General features: G+C 64.8%; 23 protein-coding genes. 9 read left to right on the forward strand and 14 right to left on the reverse strand.

Annotated features, from left to right (window positions below; all coding sequences use genetic code 11):
* Positions 1-15 precede the first annotated feature (15 nt).
* The 4 genes from QM672_RS11020 to QM672_RS11035 form a co-directional block, all read right to left on the reverse strand.
* Entirely contained in the window at positions 16-867 is an 852-nt protein-coding gene (locus QM672_RS11020; RefSeq protein WP_415082555.1) for a carbohydrate ABC transporter permease, read from the reverse strand.
* Entirely contained in the window at positions 864-1742 is an 879-nt protein-coding gene (locus tag QM672_RS11025) for a sugar ABC transporter permease (RefSeq protein ID WP_311937808.1), read from the reverse strand. The genes QM672_RS11020 and QM672_RS11025 overlap by 4 nt, the downstream gene beginning before the upstream one ends.
* A 263-nt stretch (positions 1743-2005) precedes the next feature.
* On the reverse strand, positions 2006-3274 hold the full coding sequence (locus QM672_RS11030) for an ABC transporter substrate-binding protein (RefSeq protein ID WP_367623837.1): 1269 nt from the start codon (positions 3272-3274) through the stop codon (positions 2006-2008).
* Between the two features lie 78 nt (positions 3275-3352).
* Positions 3353-4027, reverse strand: coding sequence for a GntR family transcriptional regulator (locus QM672_RS11035; protein ID WP_311937812.1), 675 nt, complete (start codon positions 4025-4027; stop codon positions 3353-3355).
* A gap of 250 nt (positions 4028-4277) precedes the next feature.
* On the opposite strand from QM672_RS11035, the gene QM672_RS11040 reads away from it, so the two are divergent.
* Entirely contained in the window at positions 4278-5378 is a 1101-nt protein-coding gene (locus QM672_RS11040; RefSeq protein WP_311937814.1) for a hypothetical protein, read from the forward strand.
* 148 nt (positions 5379-5526) lie between these two features.
* On the opposite strand, the gene QM672_RS11045 is transcribed toward QM672_RS11040, so the two are convergent.
* Entirely contained in the window at positions 5527-5775 is a 249-nt protein-coding gene (locus QM672_RS11045; protein WP_311937816.1) for a GlsB/YeaQ/YmgE family stress response membrane protein, read from the reverse strand.
* Positions 5776-6006: 231 nt separating this feature from the next.
* Here QM672_RS11045 and QM672_RS11050 point away from each other — a divergent pair, with 231 nt between their 5' ends.
* Together QM672_RS11050 and ahcY are read left to right on the forward strand one after the other, a co-directional pair.
* Complete coding sequence (locus tag QM672_RS11050) at positions 6007-6489, forward strand: YidB family protein (RefSeq protein WP_311937818.1); 483 nt, start codon at positions 6007-6009, stop codon at positions 6487-6489.
* A gap of 192 nt (positions 6490-6681) precedes the next feature.
* Entirely contained in the window at positions 6682-8082 is a 1401-nt protein-coding gene (ahcY, locus tag QM672_RS11055) for an adenosylhomocysteinase (RefSeq protein ID WP_311937820.1), read from the forward strand.
* 87 nt (positions 8083-8169) lie between these two features.
* On the opposite strand, the gene QM672_RS11060 is transcribed toward ahcY, so the two are convergent.
* Positions 8170-8910: a superoxide dismutase gene (locus tag QM672_RS11060; RefSeq protein WP_311938007.1), complete on the reverse strand. Its 741-nt coding sequence runs from the start codon at positions 8908-8910 to the stop codon at positions 8170-8172.
* A 229-nt stretch (positions 8911-9139) separates the two neighbouring features.
* Here QM672_RS11060 and QM672_RS11065 point away from each other — a divergent pair, with 229 nt between their 5' ends.
* Together QM672_RS11065 and QM672_RS11070 are read left to right on the forward strand one after the other, a co-directional pair.
* Positions 9140-9550 carry an OsmC family protein gene (locus QM672_RS11065; RefSeq protein WP_415082561.1) on the forward strand — a complete coding sequence of 137 codons (411 nt, stop codon included), beginning with the start codon at positions 9140-9142 and terminating at the stop codon, positions 9548-9550.
* Positions 9551-9684: 134 nt separating this feature from the next.
* Positions 9685-10833, forward strand: a complete 1149-nt coding sequence (locus QM672_RS11070) for a lysozyme inhibitor LprI family protein (protein ID WP_415082563.1) — start codon at positions 9685-9687, stop codon at positions 10831-10833.
* Between the two features lie 40 nt (positions 10834-10873).
* Here QM672_RS11070 and QM672_RS11075 read toward each other — a convergent pair whose 3' ends face one another.
* The 5 genes from QM672_RS11075 to QM672_RS11095 form a co-directional block, all read right to left on the reverse strand.
* Complete coding sequence (locus QM672_RS11075; RefSeq protein ID WP_415082565.1) at positions 10874-11575, reverse strand: ABC transporter ATP-binding protein; 702 nt, start codon at positions 11573-11575, stop codon at positions 10874-10876.
* Positions 11572-12450 (reverse strand): ATP-binding cassette domain-containing protein, encoded by an 879-nt coding sequence (locus QM672_RS11080; protein WP_415082567.1) that lies wholly within the window; start codon positions 12448-12450, stop codon positions 11572-11574. Before QM672_RS11080 ends, QM672_RS11075 begins: the two co-directional genes overlap by 4 nt.
* Complete coding sequence (locus QM672_RS11085) at positions 12443-13276, reverse strand: ABC transporter permease (protein ID WP_415082569.1); 834 nt, start codon at positions 13274-13276, stop codon at positions 12443-12445. The genes QM672_RS11080 and QM672_RS11085 overlap by 8 nt, the downstream gene beginning before the upstream one ends.
* The gene (locus tag QM672_RS11090) at positions 13273-14331 is read right to left on the reverse strand and encodes an ABC transporter permease (protein ID WP_367623844.1); all 1059 of its coding nucleotides are present in this window, start codon (positions 14329-14331) and stop codon (positions 13273-13275) included. Before QM672_RS11090 ends, QM672_RS11085 begins: the two co-directional genes overlap by 4 nt.
* A 95-nt stretch (positions 14332-14426) precedes the next feature.
* Positions 14427-15980, reverse strand: a complete 1554-nt coding sequence (locus QM672_RS11095; protein WP_415082651.1) for an ABC transporter substrate-binding protein — start codon at positions 15978-15980, stop codon at positions 14427-14429.
* Positions 15981-16376: 396 nt separating this feature from the next.
* On the opposite strand from QM672_RS11095, the gene QM672_RS11100 reads away from it, so the two are divergent.
* The 3 genes from QM672_RS11100 to QM672_RS11110 all read left to right on the forward strand — a co-directional run bounded on the left by QM672_RS11100 (position 16377) and on the right by QM672_RS11110 (position 21759).
* Positions 16377-17624 carry an efflux RND transporter periplasmic adaptor subunit gene (locus QM672_RS11100; RefSeq protein WP_367623845.1) on the forward strand — a complete coding sequence of 416 codons (1248 nt, stop codon included), beginning with the start codon at positions 16377-16379 and terminating at the stop codon, positions 17622-17624.
* 17 nt (positions 17625-17641) lie between these two features.
* Complete coding sequence (locus tag QM672_RS11105) at positions 17642-20836, forward strand: efflux RND transporter permease subunit (protein ID WP_311937840.1); 3195 nt, start codon at positions 17642-17644, stop codon at positions 20834-20836.
* A 155-nt stretch (positions 20837-20991) separates the two neighbouring features.
* Positions 20992-21759 carry a lysophospholipid acyltransferase family protein gene (locus QM672_RS11110; RefSeq protein ID WP_415082572.1) on the forward strand — a complete coding sequence of 256 codons (768 nt, stop codon included), beginning with the start codon at positions 20992-20994 and terminating at the stop codon, positions 21757-21759.
* A gap of 98 nt (positions 21760-21857) precedes the next feature.
* Here QM672_RS11110 and QM672_RS11115 read toward each other — a convergent pair whose 3' ends face one another.
* On the reverse strand, positions 21858-22415 hold the full coding sequence (locus QM672_RS11115) for an NADPH-dependent FMN reductase (RefSeq protein WP_415082574.1): 558 nt from the start codon (positions 22413-22415) through the stop codon (positions 21858-21860).
* 226 nt (positions 22416-22641) lie between these two features.
* On the opposite strand from QM672_RS11115, the gene QM672_RS11120 reads away from it, so the two are divergent.
* Positions 22642-23502 (forward strand): DUF2189 domain-containing protein, encoded by an 861-nt coding sequence (locus QM672_RS11120; RefSeq protein ID WP_367623848.1) that lies wholly within the window; start codon positions 22642-22644, stop codon positions 23500-23502.
* Between the two features lie 142 nt (positions 23503-23644).
* Here QM672_RS11120 and QM672_RS11125 read toward each other — a convergent pair whose 3' ends face one another.
* Positions 23645-24433 (reverse strand): anti-sigma factor, encoded by a 789-nt coding sequence (locus tag QM672_RS11125; protein ID WP_311937848.1) that lies wholly within the window; start codon positions 24431-24433, stop codon positions 23645-23647.
* Entirely contained in the window at positions 24430-25104 is a 675-nt protein-coding gene (locus tag QM672_RS11130) for a sigma-70 family RNA polymerase sigma factor (RefSeq protein WP_415082576.1), read from the reverse strand. Before QM672_RS11130 ends, QM672_RS11125 begins: the two co-directional genes overlap by 4 nt.
* Between the last annotated feature and the right edge of the window lie 31 nt (positions 25105-25135).

The following is a 25135-nucleotide window of genomic DNA, read 5'->3' on the forward strand; positions in this document are numbered from 1 at the left end:
GGGAGAAAGGACGCATCAATTCGCGGCCCCTAAAGCGAGGCCGCGGACGAAATGTTTCTGCAGCATGAGGAACAGAATGAGGGTCGGCAACGAGACGATCAGGGTCGCGGTGATGATGGTCGGCGCGTCGGCCTGGCCATAGAGGCTCTGCATGCCGAGCAGGGCGACCTGGACCGGGCGGGCATCGGGCGAGCGCACCAGGATCATGCCGAAGAGGAGGTCGTTCCATACCCAGGTGAACTGCACCAGGGTGAGCATCAGGAAGGGCGCCTTGGCGAGCGGCATCATGATCTTCCAGAACACTTCCCAGCTCGAGGCGCCATCCATTTCGGCCGCCTCCTGGATGTCCCAGGGCACTGTGAGGAAGAAGCCGCGCATCACGAAGGTGGCGAAGGGGATGCAGATCGCGGTGTAGAAGGCGAACAGGCCGAGCTTGGTGTCATAGAGGCCGAGCGCGATGTAGCTCTTGAACAAAGGGATCAGATACATCTGCAGCGGAAAGATCGTGCCCGAATAGATGAACAGGAACCAGCCGAGGCCCCGCGGCAGCTTCAGCCGGACGATGCCATAGGCAGCGAAGGCGGCGAGCAGCACCGCCGTGAGGGAACTCGCCGCGCCATAGAGCAGCGAGTTGATGAAGCCGCTCTGGATCCCCTGCGCCCAGGCATTGGCGATATTGTGGAAGAGATTGAAGCTGGTCGGCAGCTTGAGCGGGCCGCGTGTGTAGTCGGTGGCCGTCTTCAGCGTGTTCATCAAGAGGAAGGCCATCGGCGAAAGCCAGACCAGCGTCACCACCAGCATGGCACCCGAAAGCACGCTCTTCCTGAGGTTGCGGGGTTCCGCGGCGATCGCGCGCTGCCGGCTCATACCTGGCTTTCCCGTGCGAGCATGTTGCGCAGATAGAGATAGGAAAACACCAGCGAGAGCGCCGAGATCACCACGGCGACGGCCGAGGCGTAGCCCATCTTGAAATTGGCGAAGCCCTCCTTGTACATGGTCACCGCCAGGGTTTCGGACATGCGGGCCGGGCCACCGCCGGTCATCACCCAGATGGTGTCGAACACCTTGAAGGAGTTGATCACCGCCAGCAGCGAGGCGATCACCACATAGGGCATCAGCATGGGGATGATGATCCTGGTGGCGAGCACGAAGCCGCCTGCGCCGTCGAGCGTGGCCGCTTCCACCGGCTCCTTCGGCAGGTTCTGCAGGCCCACCAGGAAGATCATCACATTGATTCCGGTTGCCTGCCAAGTATAGGCGCCGATCATCGCATAGGTGTTGTAGGGCTGGACATAGAGCCAGTTCACCTTGAGGGCTCCGAGGCCGATGGCATCCAGCAGGATGTTGAGGGCGCCCTGGTCGCGCAGCACGAAGCCGAAGACGATGCCGGCGGCGGAGGCCGAGATGGTTGCGGGAATGTAGATGCAGATCTGCATCAGCTTCGCCCCCCTCAGCCCCGAAATGGCGTAGGCGAAGAAGAAGCCGAGCCCGACCGGCAGTACGACGCCCAGCACCATCCATTTCAGCGTGTTGACGAAGGGGCGGGTGAAATTGGTGTCCGTCACCAGCTTGAAGAAGTTGGCGAAGCCGATGAAGGTCGGCGCCGTCATGCCGTTCCAGTCGGTGAAGGCCAGCATGGTGGTGTAGAGCATCGGCAGGATCAGGAAGACGCCGACCATCAACGCCGCCGGGGCGACATAGAGATAGGCTTCGCGCTGCTTGGGGTCGGACAGGGGAGACATGATCGCTGCGTCGGGCTCCGGAAGTGCTTCAGAAAGCCTTCTCCACGTAGTGGGGAAGGTGTCATTTCGAAGAAATGACGGATGGGGTGTGGTGGGCAGCTCGAAACCCCGGAAGGCTGGCAGGATGGTTGTGCAATCGGGTTGCGATCGGCGCATTGCCCGCTGCACCCCATCCGACCCGGCTTCGCCGGGCCACCTTCCCCGCTTCGCGGAGAAGGCAAGTTGTGCTTCGTCTTACTGTTGAGCAGATGCTGCGAGCGACCTCACGGCTTGGGGTGCGCCGCCCAGTAATCGTCCGCGATCTTCTGCAGGTTCTGCATCACCTCCGGAGCGGAATTCGGGTCGAGCACGAATTTGGAGATCTCGTCGACGGCCGCCTCGGCGATCGGAGAAGGCGTGGTTTCCCAGTAGCGGCCGAGCAGCTTGTAGTGGTCCTTGGCCACCACATCGTTGAGCTTGGCGACTTCCTTGTCATCAGGCAGCTTGGCATCGCTATTGGCGACGAGGAAGCCGGTGAGGTCGGCCCAGCGCTGCTCGCCTTCCTTGCTCATCCAATAGGTAGCCGCCTTCACCGCGGTGTCATGCGTGTCGGAGTTCTTCGACACCAGCAGCGGTCCAGCCTCGAAGATCACGCTCGGCGGCAGGCTGGCATTCTTGTTGGGCAGCACGAACAGGCCCCAGTCGCGCCCCTCGATGGTGCCGGCCTTGGTGACGGTGTCGGCGAACCAGGTGCCGACCAGCATGTGGACGACCTTTCCCTGGGCGAAGGAGTTGTTCATGCTGTCGCCGGTGGTGAAGCCGAAGGGCGAAGTGCCGTCGTCCATCCAGCCCTTGGCCATCCAGTCCTTCCAGGTGGCGAAGGCCGCCGCGACCTGCGGATCGGTATATTTGGCCTTGCCGGCCATCAGCTTCACGTAGAAATCCGGATCGGACCGCACCAGGAATTCGGAGAACCAGATGAAGGCCGGCCAGCGTCCCTCGATGGTCTGGCCGATCGGTATCTTGTTGGCGGCCTTGATCTTGGCGAGGTTGCCTTCCAGCTCTGCCCAGGTCTTGGGGACTTCGAGGCCGAGCTCCTTGTAGACGTTCTTGTTGTAGAACATCGCCCAATAGGCGACGTTGTTGGGCACGGCATAGATCTTGCCGTCGAAGGAGAAGGCATCGGCGACTTCCTGCTTGACCTTGCCGTCGGCCAGCAGGGGCTTCCAGATCGCGGTGAGATCTTCTAGCTGGCCTGCCTCCACCAGGTCCTTCATGCGGTAGCCGGACCACCAGGTGAACATGCCGGGCGCCGAGGAGGTGGGCAGGGCTGCCCGGACCGCCGCCTGGTAGTTGGTGGTGTCGCCGAAGGGCGTGACCTGCCAGCTCGCGGTGGGGTCGTCCTTGCCATAGGCCTCGAAATTGGCCTGCCAGCCGGCCTTGTCGTGCGACACCGTCAGTTGCGGCTTGTCGGCGGCGTGGGCCATCGGGGCCGACAAGCCCGCGGCGAGCAGGCCGGCAACGGCCGCTGCACGTAACTTCGTCAAGATCATGGGGTTCCCTCCTGCCTGCGGTCGTTGCCGCAGCCTTGGTTTGGTCGTTGTGAAGGCCGCCTTTGCGGCGGCTCTGGTTCACGGCGTGCGTGTGACGAAATTGTCGAGCGCCTGCAGAATCGTGCGCAGATGGTTGCGCATGGCGATGGCGGTGGCGTCCTCGTCACCGGCGGCGAGGCCGGCAAGGATGTCGCGATGTTCGGCGATGATGGCTTCCGAGCGGTTCGGCCAGTTCACGGTGACGAAGCGCAGGCGATTGAGGTGGGCCTTCATGTCCTCCAGCTCGTCTGCGGCGGCCAGGCAGTCGACCGTTGCGAAAATACGGCGATGGAAGGCTTCGTCCAATTCGTAGAAGCGGCGCACGTCCTTGCGGCCCGCCGCGAATTCCTGTTCGTCGACGATGCCCGCCAGTGCGTCGAGATCGGCCTGGTTCACCGCCTGGCACGCCCTGCGGCTGATTTCCACCTCCACGACCTCGCGGATCAGCTGGGCGGCCTTGACTTTCTCCACCCGGATCGGCGCAACCACCGTGCCGCTCTGCGGGAAGATCTCGACCAGGCCGAGATTGGCGAGGCGCAGCAAGGCTTCGCGCACCGGCGTGCGCGACACGGAGAGGCTGGCGGCGATATCGGCCTCGCGGATCGGCTGCTGTGGCCTGAGCACGCCGAGCACGATGTCGCTGCGCAACATCTCATAGACATTGGTCGCCGTGGAGCGCGGCCTCACATTCGCATGTCGCAGCGTGTCCAGCATGGCGGGTGGCTCCGATAATCGCGCCCTGTGCGGTGTCGATTAATATATTAGTGCATTTATATTGTTGCAAGCACCTTCTTCGCTTGGCTCGAGGTCCGTCGGCGAAGAAGACGAGGTGGCCGGAGCGGCTGCTTGCGGTGCTCGCCGCCCTGTTGCGTCCGCCCGCTTTTGGATCATACTGGAGCCGCAGGAAGCCTATCCTATTGTTTTGACACGAATAAAATTAGACGATTCAGGGGAGATGCAGTCGATGGCCGCCGATGGGGAGTTTGTCACGATCGAGGCGCACGGCATCCGCGCGACTCTGGATCTTGCGGTCGGGCATATCCGGGAACTCATGGTGGAGCGGGACGGCCGCCAGGTCGCGCCGCTGCATAGTGCCCCCTGGCTGGAGGAGGCGCATGCCGCCGACACGCCGGCCCATCTGCAGCGCCTGTCGGGTGATTTCCTCTGCGCTCCTTTCGGCCTGAGCGATGTCGATGGCTCACCGGCCCATGGCTGGCCGGCCAATTCGGCCTGGAGGCACCTGGAGACCCGCACGGTCGATGGCGGGCGCCAGGCCCGTTTCGAACTGGAAAAGCGGGTGATGGGCGCGCGCGTCGTCAAGGAACTCACCCTGCGTGACGACCATCCCTTCCTCTATCAGCGCCATCTGTTCCAGGGGGGCGAGGGAGCGGTATCCGTGGGCCTGCACATGATGGTGTCGCTGCCACAGGGCGGCCATCTGAGCTTTTCGCCCAAGCGTTTCATCGAGACGTCGACCGATCCGCTGGAGGCCGATCCGCTCAAGGGGCGCTCGGCACTGGCCTATCCCGCGCGCTTCAATGATCTCAAGAAGGCCCCACTAGCCGATGGCGGCACGGCCAATCTCAGCTGCTACCCCTTCGACCGCAACCACGAGGATTGCGTGATGATGCCCGAGGCGCCTGGCCGGGAGCTCGCCTGGGGCGCCGCGCTACGGCATCGCGAGGCGGATCTGGTGCTCAGCCTGAAGCGGCCGGAAGACTTCCCCTCCACCCTGTTGTGGATGAGCAATGGCGGCCGCTATTACAGCCCCTGGAACAGCCGCCATCGGGGTGTGCTCGGCATGGAGGAAGTGCGGACCTATCTGCTGGCGGGCCACAAGGCATCGATCGAGCCCAACAACTATAGCGAACAGGGCATCCCGACGTCGATCAGCTTGACGCCGTCGGGTGAGATCGACTTGCGGCAGGCCATCGGCATCATGCCGGTGCCGGCGGGATGGGACCGGGTGACGGAGGTGGAGGCCCGCGGAAACCGGCTGGCAGTGCTGTCCGATGTCGGCGAATTCAGCGTGCCCTACGATCCGGACTTCGTGCTGCATCGCTGAAACATTTTGCGACTGGGTGGGATCGCCTCCGAATGGGAGAATGCGCCCAGGCAAGGCACTGAAGTGGGCCTTGCCGGAACGTCCTTGGTTCCAAAGAAAAAGGCCGGTTACGCAGCCGGCCTCTCAGCGCATCGTGATCTCGGCAGGGTCAGCGCCGGGCCAGGGCGTTGTAACCCACCAGCACGATGATCGAGCCGGCAATGGCAATGAGGATGCTGCCGATATTGATGCCATCGACAGTGCCGATGCCCATTGCCTTGGCGATGAAGCCGCCGACGAGCGCGCCGATGATGCCGATCACGATATCCATCAGCAAACCGGAACCCGATTTGTTGACGACCTTGCTGCCGACAAAGCCCGCGATCAAGCCCAGAATAATCCAAGACAAGATACCCATGGAGTCGCCTTTCCCTCGTGGCGGATGACAGATACGAATCTTACCATTAAATGATCGTAGGGGGACAAATTCTTTTGGCAAGGGGCAACCTGCCGTAAGGCAAAGTCAATTTCGGAAAAAATTTTGCCGCATTCACTGTTGTAAAATGCTTGTCGTTAGAGACAGGATACACAACATTGGAGGCGACCGCGGTTATCGCGGCACCCCATTCCTTCACGAGGAGACGCAGACATGGGCCTTTTCGACACTGCCGTGAACGATGCCGTGCCACAGAACAATTTCACCAAGCCGCTGATCATCGCCGCCGGTGCGCTTCTGCTCGCGAAATGGCTGAAGGGGGGTAGCGACGATGCCCAGCCGGAGACGCAAGCCTCCATCCCTGCGCCGGCACCGGCTCCCGCGCCGTCCGCGCCGCAGGCGGACGCCTCCAACGATGGCGGCCTGCTCGGCGGCCTCGGCGGCCTCCTGGAGAAATTCCAGCAGTCGGGCCAGGGCGACGTGATCAATTCCTGGATCGGCGGCGGGCAGAACCAACCGATCCAGCCGGGCCAACTCGGCCAGGTCCTCGGCCAGGATACGCTGAACAACCTTGCCCAGAAGGCGGGCGTCAATCCCAACGACCTGCTCGGCCAGCTCGCGCAGCATTTGCCCGAGATCATCAACAAGCTGACGCCGAACGGGCGCATTCCCACGCGGGACGAACTCGGCCAGTAAGGCCGCTATTCGCCGAGCCTCGGCGTCGGATCGAAACAGAAGGGCGGGCGGATTGGCCCGCCCTTTTGGCGTCGTGCCGGGCTGGGAACGAGGCGCCGGCACCTTCGTCACATAAAGAAATCCTTATATCCTTATTGCCGGCAAAGGCCGACTGTGCTAGACGCCCGCCATGTCAAATGCGGGAAGCATCGAATGAGCACGCAAGATTATATCGTCAAGGATATGGGTCTGGCCGCCTGGGGCCGTAAGGAAATCGAGATCGCCGAGAGCGAAATGCCGGGCCTGATGGCCACGCGCGCCGAATATGGCCCGCGCCAGGTGCTCAAGGGCGCCCGCATCGCCGGCTCGTTGCACATGACCATCCAGACGGCCGTGCTGATCGAGACCTTGCAGGCTCTCGGCGCCGATGTGCGCTGGGCGTCCTGCAACATCTACTCGACCCAGGACCATGCTGCAGCAGCCATCGCTGCCGCCGGCACCCCGGTCTTCGCCATCAAGGGTGAGAGCCTGGAAGACTATTGGGAATACACCCACAAGATCTTCGAATGGGCCGATGGCGGCACGCCGAATCTGATCCTCGACGATGGCGGCGACGCCACCATGCTGATGCATCTGGGCCTGCGCGCCGAGAAGGGCGACACCGCCTTCCTCGATGGCGCCACCAATGAGGAAGAAGAAGTCCTCTTCGCCGCCATCAAGAAGCGCCTCACCACGCATCCGGGCTGGTACACCAAGAATGCGCTTGCCATCGGCGGCGTGACGGAAGAGACCACCACGGGCGTGCATCGCCTCTACGAGATGGCCAAGAAGGGCACGCTCTTGTTCCCGGCCATCAATGTGAACGACTCGGTGACCAAGTCGAAGTTCGACAACCTCTATGGCTGCCGCGAATCGCTGGTGGACGGCATCCGCCGCGGCACCGACGTGATGATGGCCGGCAAGATTGCCATGGTCGCCGGCTTCGGCGACGTCGGTAAGGGCTCGGCCGCCTCGCTGCGCAATGCCGGCTGCCGCGTGCTGGTTTCGGAAGTCGACCCGATCTGCGCCCTGCAGGCCGCGATGGAAGGCTATGAAGTCGTCACCATGGAGCAGGCTGCTCCCCGCGCCGACATCTTCGTCACCGCCACCGGCAATGTCGACGTCATCACCCTCGACCATATGCGCGCCATGAAGGACCGCGCCATCGTCTGCAACATCGGCCACTTCGATTCGGAGATCCAGGTCGCCGGCCTGCGCAACCTGAAGTGGACCAATGTGAAGCCGCAGGTCGACGAGATCCAGTTCGCCGACGGCCACCGCATCATCCTCCTGTCGGAAGGCCGCCTGGTCAATCTGGGCAATGCCACCGGCCATCCCTCCTTCGTGATGTCGGCCTCCTTCACCAACCAGACGCTGGCGCAGATCGAGCTGTGGACCAACCCCGGCCAGTACGGCAAACAGGTCTACACGCTGCCCAAGCACCTGGACGAGAAGGTCGCCTCGCTCCATCTCGCCAAGGTCGGCGCCACCCTGACCAAGCTTTCGGAAAAGCAGTCGGCCTATATCGGCGTGGACCAGAACGGCCCGTTCAAGCCGGAACTCTACCGCTACTGAGTTCGCGCAACGCGTTCGCGTTTCAGCCCTTCCCGCCGGTGCGGGGAGGGCTTTTTGTTGCCGGCCGTCCCGTGCCCGCCACGGACGTCAGATCACCAGCTTGCCCTGCTTGGCGAGCGCATAGCGTTCGCCGATCTTGCGCCAGTCGACCACCTTCCACCACGCCTTGAGATAATCGGGCCGGCGGTTGCGGTAGGTCAGGTAATAGGCATGCTCCCAGACGTCGTTGCCGAACAGCACGCGCTTGCCGTCCATCAGCGGCGTATCCTGGTTGGGTTTGCTGTCGAGGGCGAGCTTGCCCTCGCTCGTCACGGTGACGAACACCCAGCCCGAACCGAAGACCTTGGCCCCGGCGGCACCGAAGGCTTCCTGCAGCTTGGCGACACCACCGAAATCACGCTCGATGGCGGCGAGCACTTCGCCTGCGGGCTCGCCGCCCTTGGCGCCCATGATCTGCCAGAACATGGTGTGGTTGACATGGCCGCCGAGATTGTTGCGCACCGCCTGGCGGACGCTCTGCGGCACCTTGTCCAGGCCGGCCAGGATATCGGGATAGGTCAGGTCCGCCAGCGAGGGTTCCTGTTTCAGAGCCGTGTTGAAATTGCTGACATAGGCCTGGTGGTGCTTGTCGTGATGCAGCGTCATGGTCTCGGCATCGATCGTCGGTGCCAGCGCTGCGGCCTCATAGGGAAGCGGCGGCAATTCGGCAGGCCCCTTCGGATCTGTCGATGCCGAGGCAGCGGCAAGGGCAGGGGTCAGTTTGGCGCCGGCGGCCAAGGCGGCGCCGGTCGCGGTGGCGAGAAGGGTGCGGCGGGTTAGTACGGTCATGGTCATTGAAAACGTCTCCGGCCTGTTGGATGAAGAAGCATGAGCAATGGGGTGGGTGCCTGTGGCCACGCGCTACGGGCGTCGCCCAGGCTAGAGTGGTAATTTGGTGGCACCGTGACCGAAAGGCGGACACGCGCTGCCGGCGCCGTGGACAGGAAGCGGCCGGAGCGGGCCGGATCTTCCTGCCGAAAGCGGGAATTTACCTGCTTGGGCCATAAGGGAGAACGGCATGTCGGTTGCAAAAGTGAAACCGAGGCAGACGGGGGCGACGGCCGTGCTGCCCCGCCTGGGACAGCCGGTGGTGACGTCGGCCACGGGCGGGGAAATCGGCGTGGTCACCCGCCCGTCGGAGGCCGGCTTCAATCCGCTCGACCTGCTCTATGCCTCGCTTTCGGCCTGCCTCGTGCTGAGTGCCCGCATTGCTGCCAGCAATCTCGGCGTGCTCGACCGGCTCGGCGAGGTGCGGGCCGAGGTCAAGGGCGAGAAGGCGGCGGACGAACCCTCGCGCATCGAACGTTTCCATATCGCGATCGAGGTGACGGGCGATTTCGACGAGGCGACGAAGGCGGCGATCATTGCCGACGCGGAACGGATCTGCACCGTCAGCAACACCCTCAAGGGCCATCCGATCCTGGGCTGAGCTTCAGCCTCGAATCATCCGTACATTTCGGCATGGATCCGCCGGTTTTGTGCCGATAACGCCGGTCAAAGGCGATGGCCGGACAGGCCCGGCCTCCTATAGCCTCTCGCTATTCCCCTTTGAGAGGGTGCGCGATGCGCTATTTTGGTTTTCTGATCCTTTCGATCCTGCTTGTGGCCGCGCAGCCGGCCTTGGGGCAGGACAATTCCTGCGCCAAACCAGGGGAATCCGGTATAGAGGGCCTCGAAAATCTGCTGCGGGAGCAGAAGAGCTGCAAGGCGGCGACGGCGCTGTTGCGCGAATGCCGGTGGGGCTCCAGCGCCGATACCAGCTTCAGCGCCATCGTCGTCTCCATCTGCGAAAAGGAGTTTTACCCGCAACTCTCCAAGGCGGATCAGATCGACTATGGCGATCGCATGCAGCTCTGCGCCTACCGCTATGCCGGTCAGCAGGGTACGCTCTATATGTCGATGGCCGCGACCTGCCAGAGCGAGGTCGCGGCGCGCTTTGCCGATCCGAACACCGCCCGCGAGCCGCTCGGCCGCGCCAGCTTCAACTGCGGCGAGGCGGTGACGGCGCTGGAGAAGGCGATTTGTTCCGACCGGAAATTGGGGCAAGCCGATCTCGTCCTGGCCCAGAGCTATGGCGAGGCAGTCGCGAGCCTGAAGGCCGATCCGGAGACGCGCGGCGCCCTCATTGCCGATCAGCGTCGCTGGCTCGATCGCGTCGCCCGAAAATGCGATCTTGTTGATGGCAGCAGGCCATTTTCCGCCAAGAGCCTTGTTTCCGCCAAGAGCCTTGCCTGTGCCCGTGGCGCCTTCGAGAAGCGCTTTGCCCTGCTCGACGGTTGCGGTGAGGCGGGCATCAGCATCGACTGCCTTGCCGAGACGGCCGACGGCGCAGCCGATGCGGCCGATCCGGGCCAGCGGGCGAGTTTCGATTGCGACAAACCCTCCACGCCGCTGGAAATCGCCATCTGCGCCGATACGGACCTCGGGCAGGCGGACATCAGGCTCGCCGCCATCTACGAAAATGCAAGGAAGACCATGGCGGGCGAGCCGGACAGGAAGCTTCTGGTCGAAAGCCAGCGTCGATGGCTCGCCTTCGTGCAGGGAACCTGTCCGCTCGGCGCAGTCGGCGGCATTCCGCCGGTGCTGGGGCGTGCTTGCGTGCGTTCCGCTTTCGAACTGCGCGGGAAGCAGCTCACGGCTTGTCTGTCGAAGCCGGACATCGAACGCAAAGCCTGCCTCGATGATTTCAGGATCCTCGAAGACAAGAAGTAGATTTCATGCCAACAGCCGCATTGATTCCAGGCCGGGGACTTCAGCCGCGTGCGAGATCGCGGCGGTCGAGCAGCGCCTCGATCCGGCCGCCCGCCATGCGCGCTGCCCTGTCGCACATATGGCCGATCACGTCGGGGTCGTGGCTCACCAGCACCAATGTCATGCCATGGCGCCGCTTGAGGTCGTTGAGCAGATTGAGGATGCCGGCCTGCACCGAAATGTCGAGTGCCGAGGTAGGCTCGTCGAGCAGCAGCAGGCGAGGCTCGAGCAGCAGGGCCCGGGCGATCGCCACGCGCTGGCGCTGGCCGCCGGACAGTTGGTGCGGGTAGCGCCCGGCGATCTCGGCGGCGAGGCCGACATCGGCGAGGCTGGCCCTGACACGGCCGGCAATATCGGTCTCTCCTCTTATCTCCAGCGGTTCGCCGAGCACGCGCGCAATGGCGTGACGCGGATGCAGCGAGGCATAGGGATCCTGGAACACCATCTGGATGTCGCGCCTCAGGGCGCCCTCGATGGCGCGTCCCGGCTGCAGGGAATGCCCGAATACCGAGATCGTGCCCTGCCAGTTCAGGTTCAGGCCGGCAAGGACGCGCAGCACCGTGCTTTTGCCGCAGCCCGACGGGCCGACCAGCCCGAAGGTCTCGCCGGGCTCCACGGCAAAGCTCACGCCGCGCACGGCGGTAAAGCTGCGGCCGCGACGCTGGAAGCTGACCTCCAGATTGTCGATCGACAACGCCGTCATGGGGGTGCATCCCCCGGGTAAGGCGCTTGTGGCGTATCGGGAGTCGGCAGGCGGGTGCCGTAGGTCGCTGCTGAGGGCCGCGCCTGCCACAGGCCGCGCGTATAGGGGTGGCTTGCCTGGGCGAGTTCACTGGCCGGGAGGGCGTCGACGATCGAGCCCTGGCGCATCACCAGGACGCGGTCGGCGAAGCGGGAAACCTGCTGCAGATCATGGCTGATCAGCAGCAGGCCCATGCCGCGTTCGCGCGCCAGGCGTTCCAGCAATCCGAGGATCTGATCGCGCACGACATGGTCGAGCGCGGAAGTCGGTTCGTCGGCGATCAGCAAGTCCGGTTCACCGATCAGCATGGCGGCGATCATCACGCGCTGGCCCATGCCGCCGGAGAGTTCGGCCGGCAGGCTGGCATAGACCCGCTCGGGATCGTCGAGCCCGACCTGGGCGAGCATGGCGAGAGCCTTTCGCCGCCGCTCGGCCTTGGGCAGGCGATGATGCAGCAGCAGGGGCTCCTCCACCTGGCGACCGACACGGTGAGCCGGATTGAGCGAGAATTTCGGATCCTGCAGCACCAGGCCGATGCGCCGGCCGCGCAGGCGTTGCCAGCCTCGCGCATCGAGGCCGGCGAGGTCGGTCTCGCCCAGCCGCAACCCGGCTGTCCGCGCCGCGAGGCTGGTCGGCAGCAGGCCCATGATCGCCCGGGCGGTCAGCGACTTGCCCGAACCGGATTCGCCGACGATCGCCACTTTCTCGCGCCCGACCGTAAAGGAAATGCCATGCACGAGTCGGCGGGGTATCGCTTCGCCGCTTTCCACGTTTCCAGCGGTCTTGTCCTTGGTCTCGACCACCAGATCCTCGACCTGCAGCAGGGTATCAGTCATGGCGCGGATCCAAGATGTCGCGCAGCCCATCCCCCAGCAGGTTCAAAGCGAGGCTGGTGACGAAGATGGCAAGGCCCGGCGCGGCGGCGATCCACCACTGGTCGAAGATCACCTTGGTGCCGTCGGCCACCATCGAGCCCCATTCGGCCATGGGCGGACGCACGCCGAGGCCGAGGAAACCCAGGCCTGCCGCGGCCAGGATGATGCCGGCGAGGTCGAGCGCCAGCCGGATGATGGCCGAGGGCAGCACGAGCGGCAGCACATGGCCGAGAAGCAGGCGCGGCCCCCTGATGCCGACCATGGACGCGGCGGCGAGATAATCGCTGCGGGCGAGCGCCGATGTTTCCACCCTGGCGAGCCGGGCATAGGCCGGCCAGCTCGTCAGGGCCAGAGCGAGGGCACCATTGACCAGGCCTGGACCGAGAATGGCGACGAAGGCGAAGGCCAGCACCAGGCGCGGGAAGGACATCACGATATCGGTCAGGCGCATCAGCACCCGCTCGGTGAGGCCGCCGAAGAAGCCGGCGAGCAGCCCGACCGCCACGCCGAGCGGAGCCATCAGCACGGTGACCAGGACGATCAGCAGCAGGGTCGGCTGCGCGCCGTAGATCAGGCGCGAAAGCAGGTCGCGCCCGAAGCCGTCCGTGCCGAGCCAGTGCTGCCAGGACGGGGCGGCGAGACGGATGGCGCTGTCCTGCAGGTTGGGATCGTAGGGGGCGATCAGCGGGGCCGCCAGCGCCATGAAGACGAGCAGGACGAGCACACTCGCCCCGATCAGGGCGGATGGCGAACGGCGCAATGCCGAGATTGCAGGGGATGCCATCATCCGCGCTCCGCCAGGGCAGTCGGATCGACGCGGGTGACGATCAGGTCGGTGAGGCTGTTGAGCAAAACGAAGGCCATGCCGATCGCCAGCGTCGAGCCGAGGATGGCGGCGGTGTCGCCGGCGAACATGGCGACGGTGAGATAGCGTCCGATGCCGGGCCAGGCGAACACCGTCTCGGTGAGCACCGCACCCTCGAGCAGGCTGGCATAGGCGAGGGCGATCACGGTGATCAGCGTGCCGGCCACATTGGGCAGGATATGGACCAGCACCACCCGCAGGGGGCTGGCTCCCTTGGCGCGGGCGGTGAGCACATATTCCTTGGAAAGCTGTTCGAGAATGGCGGCGCGCGTCAGCCTCGAAATGCCGGCCATCGCATAGAGGGCCAGCACCGCCGTCGGCAGGACGAGATGGGCGAGGGCGCTGCGCAAAGCGCCAGGTGTTCCCGAGAGCCAGGCGTCGATCAGCGCGAAGCCGGTGATGGGCTTCATGGTGTATTGGAACACGATGTCGAGGCGCCCCGGTCCCGGCGCCCAGTGCAGCCGGGCGTAGAACAGCAGCAGAAAGATCAGCCCGAGCCAGAAGATCGGTGTCGAATAGCCGATCAGCGATAACAATCGAGCGAGGTTGTCGACCAGGCCGCGCGGCCGCAGCGCCGCCAGGATGCCGAGCGCCAGGCCGAGTACGGCACCGATCAGCGCCGCGGCGGTGGCCAGTTCGAGCGTCGCGGTGAAGGTACGCAGGATGTCGGAGCGGACCGGCTGGCCCGTCGACGTGGCCATGCCGAGATCGCCTTGGACGACATGGCCGAGATAGCGCAGGAACTGCATCACCAGCGGCTGGTCGAGCCCGAGTTCGCGACGTGCGGCCTCGTAGCTCGACTGGCTGGCGTGATCGCCGACCTGCTGCAGGGCGGGATCGATGCTGGAGAGCCTGGTCAGGATGAAGGTGACGACGATCAGGCCGAACAGCGTCAGAACGACGGACAGCAGCCAGCGCAGTACCCTGAGCACCGGGCGGAAGAAGGGCCTGGCGCCCGGCGTTTCATCAGCTTGCATCGTCAGTCCTGGAAGTGGCGTGAATGCGAAGCCCCGGCGCCACGAGGGAGAAGGCCGTCTTGTCCCAATCTCGACGATTGGAACGAGACATCAAGTCACTTCTCGACCTGGTCGTAATAAACCTGGTCTGCGTTGAGGCCCTGGGCATAGCCCTTGACGGCCTTGCCGAGCACCACCTGGTCGCTGCCCTGGAACATCAGCACATAGGGTGAGCTCTTCTGGAGCTTGCGCTGCAGGTCCTCATAGAGGGCGGCACGCTTGGCCGGATCCTGTTCTTTCACGGCGGCGGCCGTCTTGTCGCTGAGTTCCGGGATCACCCAGCCCGCCTGCTTGGCGATGGTGTTGTGCTTGTTGTCGCGGTTGATCGCGAAGGCGCTGGCATTGGAATGCGGGTCGAAATAGTCGGGGATCCAGTAGCGCAGCGTGAATTCATACTGGCCCGAGCGGCCCTTGTTGTAGATGTCGCTGGCGACACCCGGCTGGATGTCGAGCGTGAGGCCGGCCTGGCCGAAAGTCTGCTGCAGGGACTGCGCGATCTGCAGATAGGGCTCTTCGTTGAAGACGGGGAAGGCGATCTTGGTCGGGCCGATGCCGGCATCGGCCAGGATCTTCTTGGCCTTCTCGACATCGAGCTTGTAGGGATTGTCGTTCAGCGCGCCGGGGAAGCCGGTGGGCAGGAAGGCCTGGTGCACCTGCGACTGGCCACGCAGCAGGTTCTTGGCGATGCCCTCATAGTCGACGAGATAGCGGGCTGCCTCCCAGAAGGCGGGATTGCCGAGGGCGGCATTGGCCTTGCTGTTGATCAGGAGATAGTCCGAGCGGGCCGAGGGGATGGCGAGCACGTTGAGCTTGCCCTCCTTCTTGAGCGCATCGATCTGGTCGGCGCCCAGGCCACGGGCGATGTCGATGTCGCCCTGCTCGATCAGCAGACGGCGGGCGGCCGCATCAGGCACGTTACGCAGGATCACACCCTGCAGCTTGGGCGCGCCACCCGGCGAGGTCGGGTTGGCATCCAGTACCAGCGCTTCATGAGCGGTATAGGTGTTGATCTTGAAGGCGCCGCTGCCGGCCGAGTGCGACTTCAGCCAGCCATTGCCGAAATCGCCATTGGCGGCCTGGGGAGAGACCGTGGCTTCGTCGGCGATGGAGGCGATCGGCGCGGTCAGGATGGCGAGCACGAAGGCCGGGCCGACATCGGCCTGCCAGCTCAGCTTGACCTTGCCGTCATCGGCCTTCGTCACGGACTTGTCGACATTCTCCGCGGTCCAGCCGAGTTCGCCCAGGATAAAAGAGGGCGCCTTGTTGAGCTTCACCGCCCGCGAGAAGGAGAAGATCACGTCCTCAGGACGCACGGGGTTGCCCGAGGCGAATTTGGCGTCCTTGGCCAGGGTGAAGACCAGGCTCTTGCCGTCGCTGCCGGCTTCCCAGGAAGTGGCGAGCGCCGGCTCGATGCGAGTGCCGTCCTGGCGGTTCGACTGCACCAGGCGCTGGTAAAGGGCATTGAAGGCCTGCACCGTCGTCAATTCGAAGCCCTCGGCCGGGTCGAAGCTGACGGCATCGTCGATCGACTGGCCGACCACCAGCAGGCCGGGTGGCGTTTCGGCCTGCGCCGCGACCACCAGCATGGTCGACAGGCCGGCGGCCATCATGGCGATGCCGGCCCTGTTCCAGAACTTACCCATTTCACACCTCATGACAGCCGAAACCTTTGGGGAATGCCCGGTTCCCGGCCTTTCAGCCGCGACGATTAGGCAAGCTGATTGCTATGGTCAATATCTTTCTATCAATCTTGTAGACTATTGGTTGCGGGCCCGAGCCAGCCTGAACCGTGATCACGAAATTTCGGTTCCTATACACGAAAACGTGTGCGCGCGGAGGCTCGTTGTGCCGGATGAGAAACAATGCGTTCACATACTCGCTGCAATTTGTACGCATTGATACATCGCAACACCCGTTTCCGTATATGATCGGCAGCGGGGGGTATCGTCGTGAAAAAGGGGGAGGCCTCGCCTGCCCGGACCTAATGAAGATCTGATGGCGGCTCGATGAAGCGTCTTCTCAATTTCGTGCTTGTTCTCGTGCTGGTCGTCGGCCTGGCCTGGTGGCAGCGTGCCACACTGGTGCCGTGGCTGGTGCAGACGGTGCCTTCCTCCAAGACTCTCATTGCCGCTCTTCCCGGCTTCTCCGATGCGCTGCATGCTCCCGAAGCGCCGCAGGCGGCCGGGGCAGGCAAGTCTTCGCAGCGCAACGTCGCGCCGGTGCCCGTGGTGCTCGTCCAGGCGGTCGCCAAGCAGATGCCGATGGTGATCGATGCCGTCGGCACCGCTACGCCCTATGCCTCCATCCAGATCCGCACCCGGATCGACAACACCGCGGTCACCAGCGTCCGTGTCGCCGAGGGTTCCGAGGTCAAGCAGGACGATATTCTTTTCACCCTGGATGATCGCGCCATCAAGGCGCAGATCGCCCAGATCCAGGCCCAGATCGCGCGCGACCAGGCCCAGATCGCCCAGGCCCAGATCGACCTGTCCCGCGCCAATGACCTGCTCGCCCGCAATGCCGGTGCGGCGACCACGCGCGATACGGCCGCGACCGCCCTCAAGGTCGGGCAGGCGCAGCTTCAGGCAGACCAGGCCTCGCTGGAAGCGGCCGAGGTGACGCTCGATTATACCGTGATCCGCGCACCCGTGCCCGGGCGCATCGGCTCGATCCCGGTCAAGCCCGGCTCGACGGTGCGCACCTCCGACACCGCGCCGCTCGCCACCGTGAACCAACTCGACCCGGCCGTGGTGGCCTTCTCGATCCCGCAGTCGCGCCTGGCCGAACTGCGCGAGGCGATGGCGAAGGGACCGGTACGCGTCGACGCCATCACCGGCGGCAATACGCTCACCGGCCAGGTGTCCTTCGTCGAGAACGCCATCGATGCCGCCACGGGCACCATCATGGTCAAGGCCGACATCCCCAATCCGCACGAAATCCTGTGGGGCGGCGCCTTCGTCAACGTGCAGGTCGTCCTGCCCAATGCCAGCCCGCAAGTGGTGGTTCCCGATGCCGCCGTCCAGCTCGGCCAAAAGGGAAGCTACGTCTTCGTGGTGAAAGATGGTAAAACGGCTGAGCTTCGGTCCGTGACCGTTGCGCGCGTCGCCGGCGCCGATGCCGTGATCACCAAGGGCGTCGAGAGCGGCGAACAGGTGGTGGTCGACGGGGTTTTGCGCCTGGTCGACGGTGCGCCGGTCGCCATCAATGCGGGGGCCAAGGAGAGCACCGCCGCCAATACCAGTGCCAAAAGCTGAAGCCGGGAGACAAGCCGTTGCTTTCGGAATTGTGCATCCGCCGCCCGGTCATGACCATCCTGTTGATGGTCTCCTTCATTGCGGCCGGCTGGTTCGGCTACCGGCAATTGCCGGTGGCGGCCGTGCCGCGCGTCGACTATCCGACGATTTCGGTGACCGCCACCCTGCCGGGCGCGAGCCCGGAAACCATGGCTTCCTCGGTGGCCGCCATTCTCGAGAAGCAGTTCTCGGCGATTTCCGGCATCTCCACGATGTCGTCGACCTCCTATCTGGGCTCGACGCAGATCGTCCTGCAGTTCGATCTCAATCGCAATGTCGACGGTGCGGCGCTGGACGTGCAGGCCGCCATCGCCACGGCGCAGCGCCAGCTGCCCACCGAGATGACCACGCCGCCGAGCTTCAGGAAGGTCAATCCGGCCGACCAGCCGGTGATCTTCATGGCGCTGACCTCGGACCAGGCGCGCACATCCGACATCGACCGCTTCGCGCAGTCCAACATCCAGCCGTTGCTGGCGACGCTGCCGGGCGTCGCCCAGGTCAATATCTGGGGATCGCAGCAATATGCCGTGCGGGTGGAGGCCGATCTCGACCAGCTCACCGCGCGCGGCCTCACCCTCGACGACCTGCAGAAGGCCGTCGCCGCCGCCAATTCCAATACGCCCGTCGGTTCGACCAGCAATAACGGCCGCAACCTCATCCTCGATGCCACCGGTCCGATCCGCTATGCCAAGGGCTACATGCCGATCGTGGTGTCTTCCAAGAACGGCGCCCCGGTGCTGCTGCAGGATGTTGCCCGCGCCATCGACAGCGTCGAGAACGACAAGACCGCGGCTTGGCGCAACGACACCCGCGGCATCATCATCGCCATCCAGCGCCAGCCCGACGCCAATACCGTCGCCGTGGTCGACGCGGTCAAGAACACGCTGCCCAAGATCCGGGAAAGCCTGCCGGTCGGCGTCAGTCTCGACACGCTGATGGACCGTTCCGTGCCGATCCGCGCGGCAGTGGAGGATGTCGAGTTCACGCTGGGCCTGTCGATCCTGCTGGTCGTGATCGTGATCTACTTCTTCCTGCGCAGCGCGCGGGCAACGCTGATCCCGGCCATCGCCCTGCCGATCTCGCTGATCGGCACCTTCGCGGGCATGTATGTGCTCGGTTTTTCGATCGACAACATCTCGCTGCTCGCCTTGACGCTGTGCGTCGGCTTCGTGGTCGACGATGCCATCGTCATGCTGGAGAACATCGTCCGCCATGTCGAACTGGGGCAGAAACCCTTTGCGGCGGCCCTGATCGGCTCGCGCGAGGTCGGCTTCACCATTCTGTCGATGACGCTGTCGCTGATCGCCGTGTTCATCCCGGTGATCTTCATGGGCGGCATCATCGGGCGGATGTTCTCCGAGTTCGGCTATGTGATGGCCATCGCCATCCTGATCTCCGGCGTGGTTTCGCTGACGCTGACGCCGATGCTGTGCTCGCGCCTGATCAAGGAGCATTCCGAGGAAAAGCGCCCGGGGCTGCTGCTGCGGCTGTTCGAAGCCGGTTTCAACTGGCTGACCAGGGGCTATGCCCTCACGGTGCGCTGGGCCGTTAATTCGCCCGGCTTCATGCTCACCGTCACGGCGGCGACCTTCGTCGTGACCGCGATCCTCTTCGTCAATATCCCCAAGGGCTTCTTCCCGCAGGAGGATATGGGCTTCGTTTCCGTCTCGACCGTGGGACCCGACGACGTTTCCTTCGAGGCGATGATGGCGCGCCAGCAGGCCGTCGTCACCGAATTGCGCAAGGATCCCGATGTCGTCGCCATCCTGTCGAGCATCGGCGGCGGGGCGACCAGCCAGATCAGCTCCGGCAGCATGAACATTCAGCTGCGCGACAAGCCGGCCCGCACGGATCCGATCGACGTGGTGATCAAGCGCCTCGCCCAGGAAGCGGCGAAGGTGCCTGGCATCAACACCTATTTCCAGGCGGTGCAGTCGATCAATATCGGCGCCACCCGTTCGCGCAGCCAGTATCAATACGCCCTGATGTCGCCCGACGTCGACGAACTGCGCGCCAATGCCCAGAAGCTGCAAGCCCGCATGGCCCAGATTCCGGGTATCACCGGCGTCAATTCCGACCTGCAGATCAAGGCGCGCGATGCCGTCGTCTCGATCGATCGCGACAATGCCGCCAAGCTCGGTGTCACCGTCGACCAGATCCGCTCTGCGCTCTACTCGGCCTATGGCACCAGCCAGGTCTCGACCATTTATGCGCCGGAAAATACCTATGAAGTGATCCTGGAGGCGAGCCAGGCCTATAGCTCGCCCCAGGACCTGATGCGCAAGCTCAATGTCCGCTCGAGCTCGGGGGTGCTGATCCCGCTCGACAGCGTGGCGCGCATCGAGCAGAAGCCGTCGGCGGTCTCGCTCTCCCATATCGGCCAGCTGCCCTCGGTGACGATCTCCTTCAACCTCCAGCCCGGCGTCGCACTCAGCCAGGCGGTGGACGCCATCCAGCAGGCGACGGCGGAGCTCGACATTCCCAAGACGATCGCCACCCAGTTCCAGGGTACCGCCCAGCAGTTCCAGGATTCGCTCGCCAGCATGCCGCTGCTGCTCTTCGCCGCGGTGCTGGTGGTCTATATCCTGCTCGGCATTCTCTATGAGAGCTTCATCCACCCGATCACCATCCTGTCGGGCCTGCCGACGGCCGGTATCGGCGCCCTGCTGACGCTGCAGCTGTTCTCGATGGACCTCTCCATCATCGCCATGATCGGCCTGATCATGCTGATCGGCATCGTCAAGAAGAACGCCATCATGATGGTGGATTTCGCCGTGCAGCGCCGGGCCGCCGGCCTGCCGGCCAAGGAGGCCATCGTCGAGGCGGCGGTGCTGCGTTTCCGCCCGATCATGATGACCTCGCTCGCCGCCATTCTCGGCGCGCTGCCGATCGCCCTCGGCCATGGCGCCGGCGCCGAGCTGCGCCGGCCGCTCGGCGTCACCGTGGTGGGCGGCCTGATCGTCTCGCAGCTGCTCACCCTCTACATCACGCCGGTGGTCTATCTCTCCCTCGACCGTGTCGCCAGCTGGTTCGCACGCAAGCCGGAGGACCTGCCGGCGCGCACCGACGACGTCCTGCCCGAGCCCGAGCAGCACGACGTCAGGCCGCCCGCGCCGGGCGAGCCCGCCATCGCCGCCGAGAAGAAGCCCGGCCTGATGACCGCGGCGGAGTAACCCCCGGGTGCGCGGACGTCCCGTCCGCTCTTCGGAGCACTGCACCTTAATGTAAGGAAAAGCGGACGGGACGTCCGCGCACCCGGAAAGGCCTCATTTGCCCTCCGGCCGCTCTTTCGCTTATGAAGGCTCCGATTTTTCCGGATGCTTCTCCCATGCGCCTCAAGGCGATCTGCCGTATTGCCGCCGTCGCCCTGCTGGCCATGCCCCTGATCCCGCTGCAATGGCTGGCGGTGAGGCGCGACTGGGCGCTGGCCCGCCGCCTGCCGGTGTTCTTTCATCGCAGCGTGCTCGCCATCATCGGCGTCCGGGTTGCCGTCAACGGCACCCAGGCCCGGCAGCGGCCGCTGCTGATCGTCGCCAACCATGTCTCCTGGCTCGACATCGTGGTGCTGGGCGCCCTGGCGCCCTTGTCCTTCATCGCCAAGAGCGAGGTGCGCGGCTGGCCGGTGATCGGCCTGTTCGCCCGGCTGCAGCGCTCGGTCTTCATCGAGCGCGAACGCCGCCACAAGACCGGCCATGCCACTGCCGCCATCGGGGCCCGGCTGAAGGCCGGGGATGCCATGGTGCTGTTCGGCGAAGGCACCACTGGAGACGGCGTGCACGTCCTGCCCTTCCGTTCCGCCTTGGTGGGGGCCGCGCGCGAGGCGCTGGATGGCGGCGAGGCGGCGGCCTATGTCCAGCCGCTCGCCCTGCGCTATGCCAAGCGCGGCGGGCTGCCGATCGGCCGCGGCGCCATGAAGGAAGTCGCCTGGATCGGCGACATGGATCTGGCACCGCATCTCGTCGGCATTCTCTCCGGCCCGCCAATCGATGCCGTGGTGAGCTGGGGCGATGCCCTGGCCTGCGATGCCGCCACCGATCGCAAGACTCTGACCCGTCAGCTCGAGGCGGATGTCCGCAGGCTGGTGCGGGCGAGTTAAAGCGTTTTCCAGAAAAGTTGATAGACTTTTCGATTAAGAAAATGCGTTAAAACAAAGAGTTAGATCGAAATGGCGATTCGAAGAAAAGCCATTTTGATCTAGCCCGAGCCTCCCGGCTCTGCCTGTGCGAAGGTCTCGATGGCTCGCGCGAAGGCCGCCAGTGCCGCGGTGACCGAAGCGGCAATTTCGACATTTCCGGCCATGCCGGCGGCATCCATCCGCGTCGCCAGCAAGGGCAGGGTGATCGAGGCCTCCTCGACGATGCGCGCCGACATCGTGGTCAGCACCAGGCGCAGGGCTGCCTGCGCGTCACTGGCGCGCGGCGAGGCGTTGAACAAGGCGACGGGCTTGCCGGGGAATTCGGAGCTGCCGACCAGCCAGTCCAGGGCGTTCTTGAAGGAACCGGGAATGCCGCGGGCATATTCGGGGCAGGAAATGATCAGCCCGTCGGCGGCGCCGACCAGATGGCGCAGCGCCATGACGCTTCGAGGCGGATTGTCGCCATCGAGGTCCGGATTGAAATGCGGCAGCGAGCCGATGCCGTCATAGGCCGCAATGCGCATGCCGGCCGGCGCCAGCAAGGCGGCGGCTTCGAGCAGCACCGTATTCGAAGAGCCGAGGCGGAGGCTGCCGGATAGCGCGAGAAGTGTGATCATTGGCGAATCCGCAGCGCTCCCAAAAGAACACTCTTGCCGATGGCCGGACGGGCGGCAAGCACACGCGCAAGTGACTGGATCGAGACGAGATAGACGGCTGACATCCGCGCGCATGAGGCGTATTGTCGCGGATCTACAGGTCGCGCTCGTCGTGGCTGTTTCGGCGTCGGCACCCCGCCGGCGTTCCACTTCGGTCGCGGCCTTCATTCCTTTCGGGAGTAGGACCATGACGATCAGAAATCCCGTCGAATGGGGTATCGATGCCGTCCGCGGTGCCGCCAATGGCGTGGGCGCCCTCGGCACCACCCTGCATCGCCCCGCTGCCCAGTTCGAAACCTCGACGCCCATCGTCCGCCAGATCGGTTTTGCCGATCTGCGCGAGGTCCTGGCCAAGGGCTTCCAGGATTTCGGCGCCTATCGCACCGACGTCATCTTCATCGGCTTGATCTATCCGCTCGCCGGCCTGGTCCTGGCCCAGTTCGCCTTCGGCAACGGCATGCTGCCGATGCTCTTCCCGCTGGTATCGGGCTTCGCGCTCGTCGGACCGGTTGCCGCGATCGGCCTCTATGAAATGAGCCGCCGCCGCGAGCAGGGCCTCGAGGCCACCTGGGCCCATACGCTCGACGTGGCGCGCTCGCCCAATTTCGGTGCCATTCTCGGGCTCAGCCTGATCCTGGCGGTGATCTTCGCGCTCTGGCTCGGCGTCGCCGCCCTGATCTATCGCTATACGCTTGGCCCGGCCCTGCCGGTCTCGGTCTCCGCCTTCGTCTCGGATGTCTTCACCACGCCTGCCGGCTGGGCGATGATCGTGCTCGGCGTCGGAGCCGGCTTCCTGTTCGCCCTGGTGGTGCTGGCGATCAGCGTGGTGTCGTTCCCGATGCTGCTCGACCGCAAGGTGAGGATCGGCACCGCCGTCAGGACTTCGGTGGATGTGGTGCGCGCCAATCCCGGCCCGATGCTGGCCTGGGGCTTCATCGTCGCTTGCGCCCTGGTGCTCGGCTCGCTCCCCGCATTGCTCGGCTTGATCGTGGCCATGCCGGTGCTCGGCCACGCGACCTGGCACCTCTACCGCCGGGCGGTGGGGTAGTGGTGACTGGTTCTCGGCATGCCCGGGCTTGAGCCGGGCATGCCGGCATTTACGCGATCCCGAAGCACACGTCGCATTGCCGGGACGAGCCCGGCAATGCGAGGTGTGAGGCAATTGGCTTCGATGGGCCGAAATACCGGCGTCATTTCGGTGTCGCTTCGGCGAAATCCTGCTGGAATTGCTTCAGTTCCGGCTCGTTCAAGTCGGAGACAGCCCAGAAATTCAGCCCTGCCTGGGTCCAGTTCAGGAGCGTATAGCCATCGCGCTCCCCGACTGGGGCAGAGGCGCCCGCGGCAGGCCAGATGAAGAGATTGATGACATGGCCGCTGCGCCGATAGATCAGCGTGGCGACGACGCGTCCCTTGAGATAGTCCACACGCCCGCCGACCAGCGGAAAGCCGCGCGCCTTGAGGTCCACCACCGGCGGCGAGAAGTCGATCTTGCCGTTGAACCAGGGCTTGACGGTGTGCTGGTCGGAGGTAGCGACGTCGGTCAGGTGATTGGCGAGCAGGGAGTGGACATGGCTGGAAATCAGCTCGTCCTCCAGCGAGGGACCTGGTTCGGGGCGCATCGTCACGAACAGCACACAAGCCGCCAGGACGGCCAGCGAAGGCAGCAGGCTCCAGCGCGTGAAACGGTCGACGAGCAGGCGCCAGTCGAGGCCAGCGAGGGTGGAAGCCCGGGAAGCGCCGGCTTCGCGGCGCAGGGCCGCCGCCACCCGGCCATGCAAGGCTGCTGAGGCCGGCCAGCGCACGCCGTCCTGGGTAATGATCGCACGGATCGCCTCGATTTCGGCCAGCCGCGCCTTGCAATCGGGGCAACCGGCGAGATGGTCCTCCACCCGCAGGGCATTGGCAGCGTCGAGTTCGCCATCGGCATAGAGCTGCAGCAGCCGGTCCCAGTCCTGGTGCGGTGTCTCGGCCATGCTCATGCCTCTCCTCCCGGCGTTGCCTGCCGGTTCTTCCAGGCAGCAGCGAACAGGGTGCGTGCGCGGGCGAGCCGCGACATCACCGTGCCCATGGGGGCCGCAATCGTTTCGGCGATCTCCCGATAGGAAAGCTCCTCCATTTCCCTGAGGACCAGGACTTCGCGGAAGGCTTCGGGCAGGCGGTCGAGAACCGCGCGGATCTCGCTTGCTTCGGCCTGCTGCAGCAAGGCGGTTTCGGGACTCGCCTCCTCATGCGGCAGGTCGGTCCTCTCCTCCTCGCCTTCACCGGCGTCGAGCGGCTCTGTGCGGACGCTGCGCTGGCGTACCTGCCACCAGGAGCGATGGCAATTGCGCACGATGGTCAGGAGCCAGGCGCGCGCGCTGCCGCCCCGATAGTCTGCAAAGCCGCGAAAGGCGCGCAGGAAAGCCTCCTGCACGATGTCCTCTGCCGTGTCGGCATCGCGGCAGAGATAACGCGCCAGATTATGCGCCGCGTCGAGATGCGGCAGCATCACGGCCTGGAACCGGGCGAGCGCGTCGGCGTTCCCTGCCGTCCTGGCGGAAGGCTGCCCGTTTGCGGCCATGGTCCAGACGCCATGCCACCACGCGGCCAGCCGCCGGATCGCCGGCAGCAGCCAGGGAATGTCGGGATTCGTGCCGGCATGGGCCGTCATGGCCGCTCGTCCTTCCCGTCCCAGCCCGAGT

Source organism: Labrys sp. (in: a-proteobacteria) (assembly GCF_047605565.1).
GTDB classification, from domain to species: domain Bacteria; phylum Pseudomonadota; class Alphaproteobacteria; order Rhizobiales; family Labraceae; genus Labrys; species Labrys neptuniae.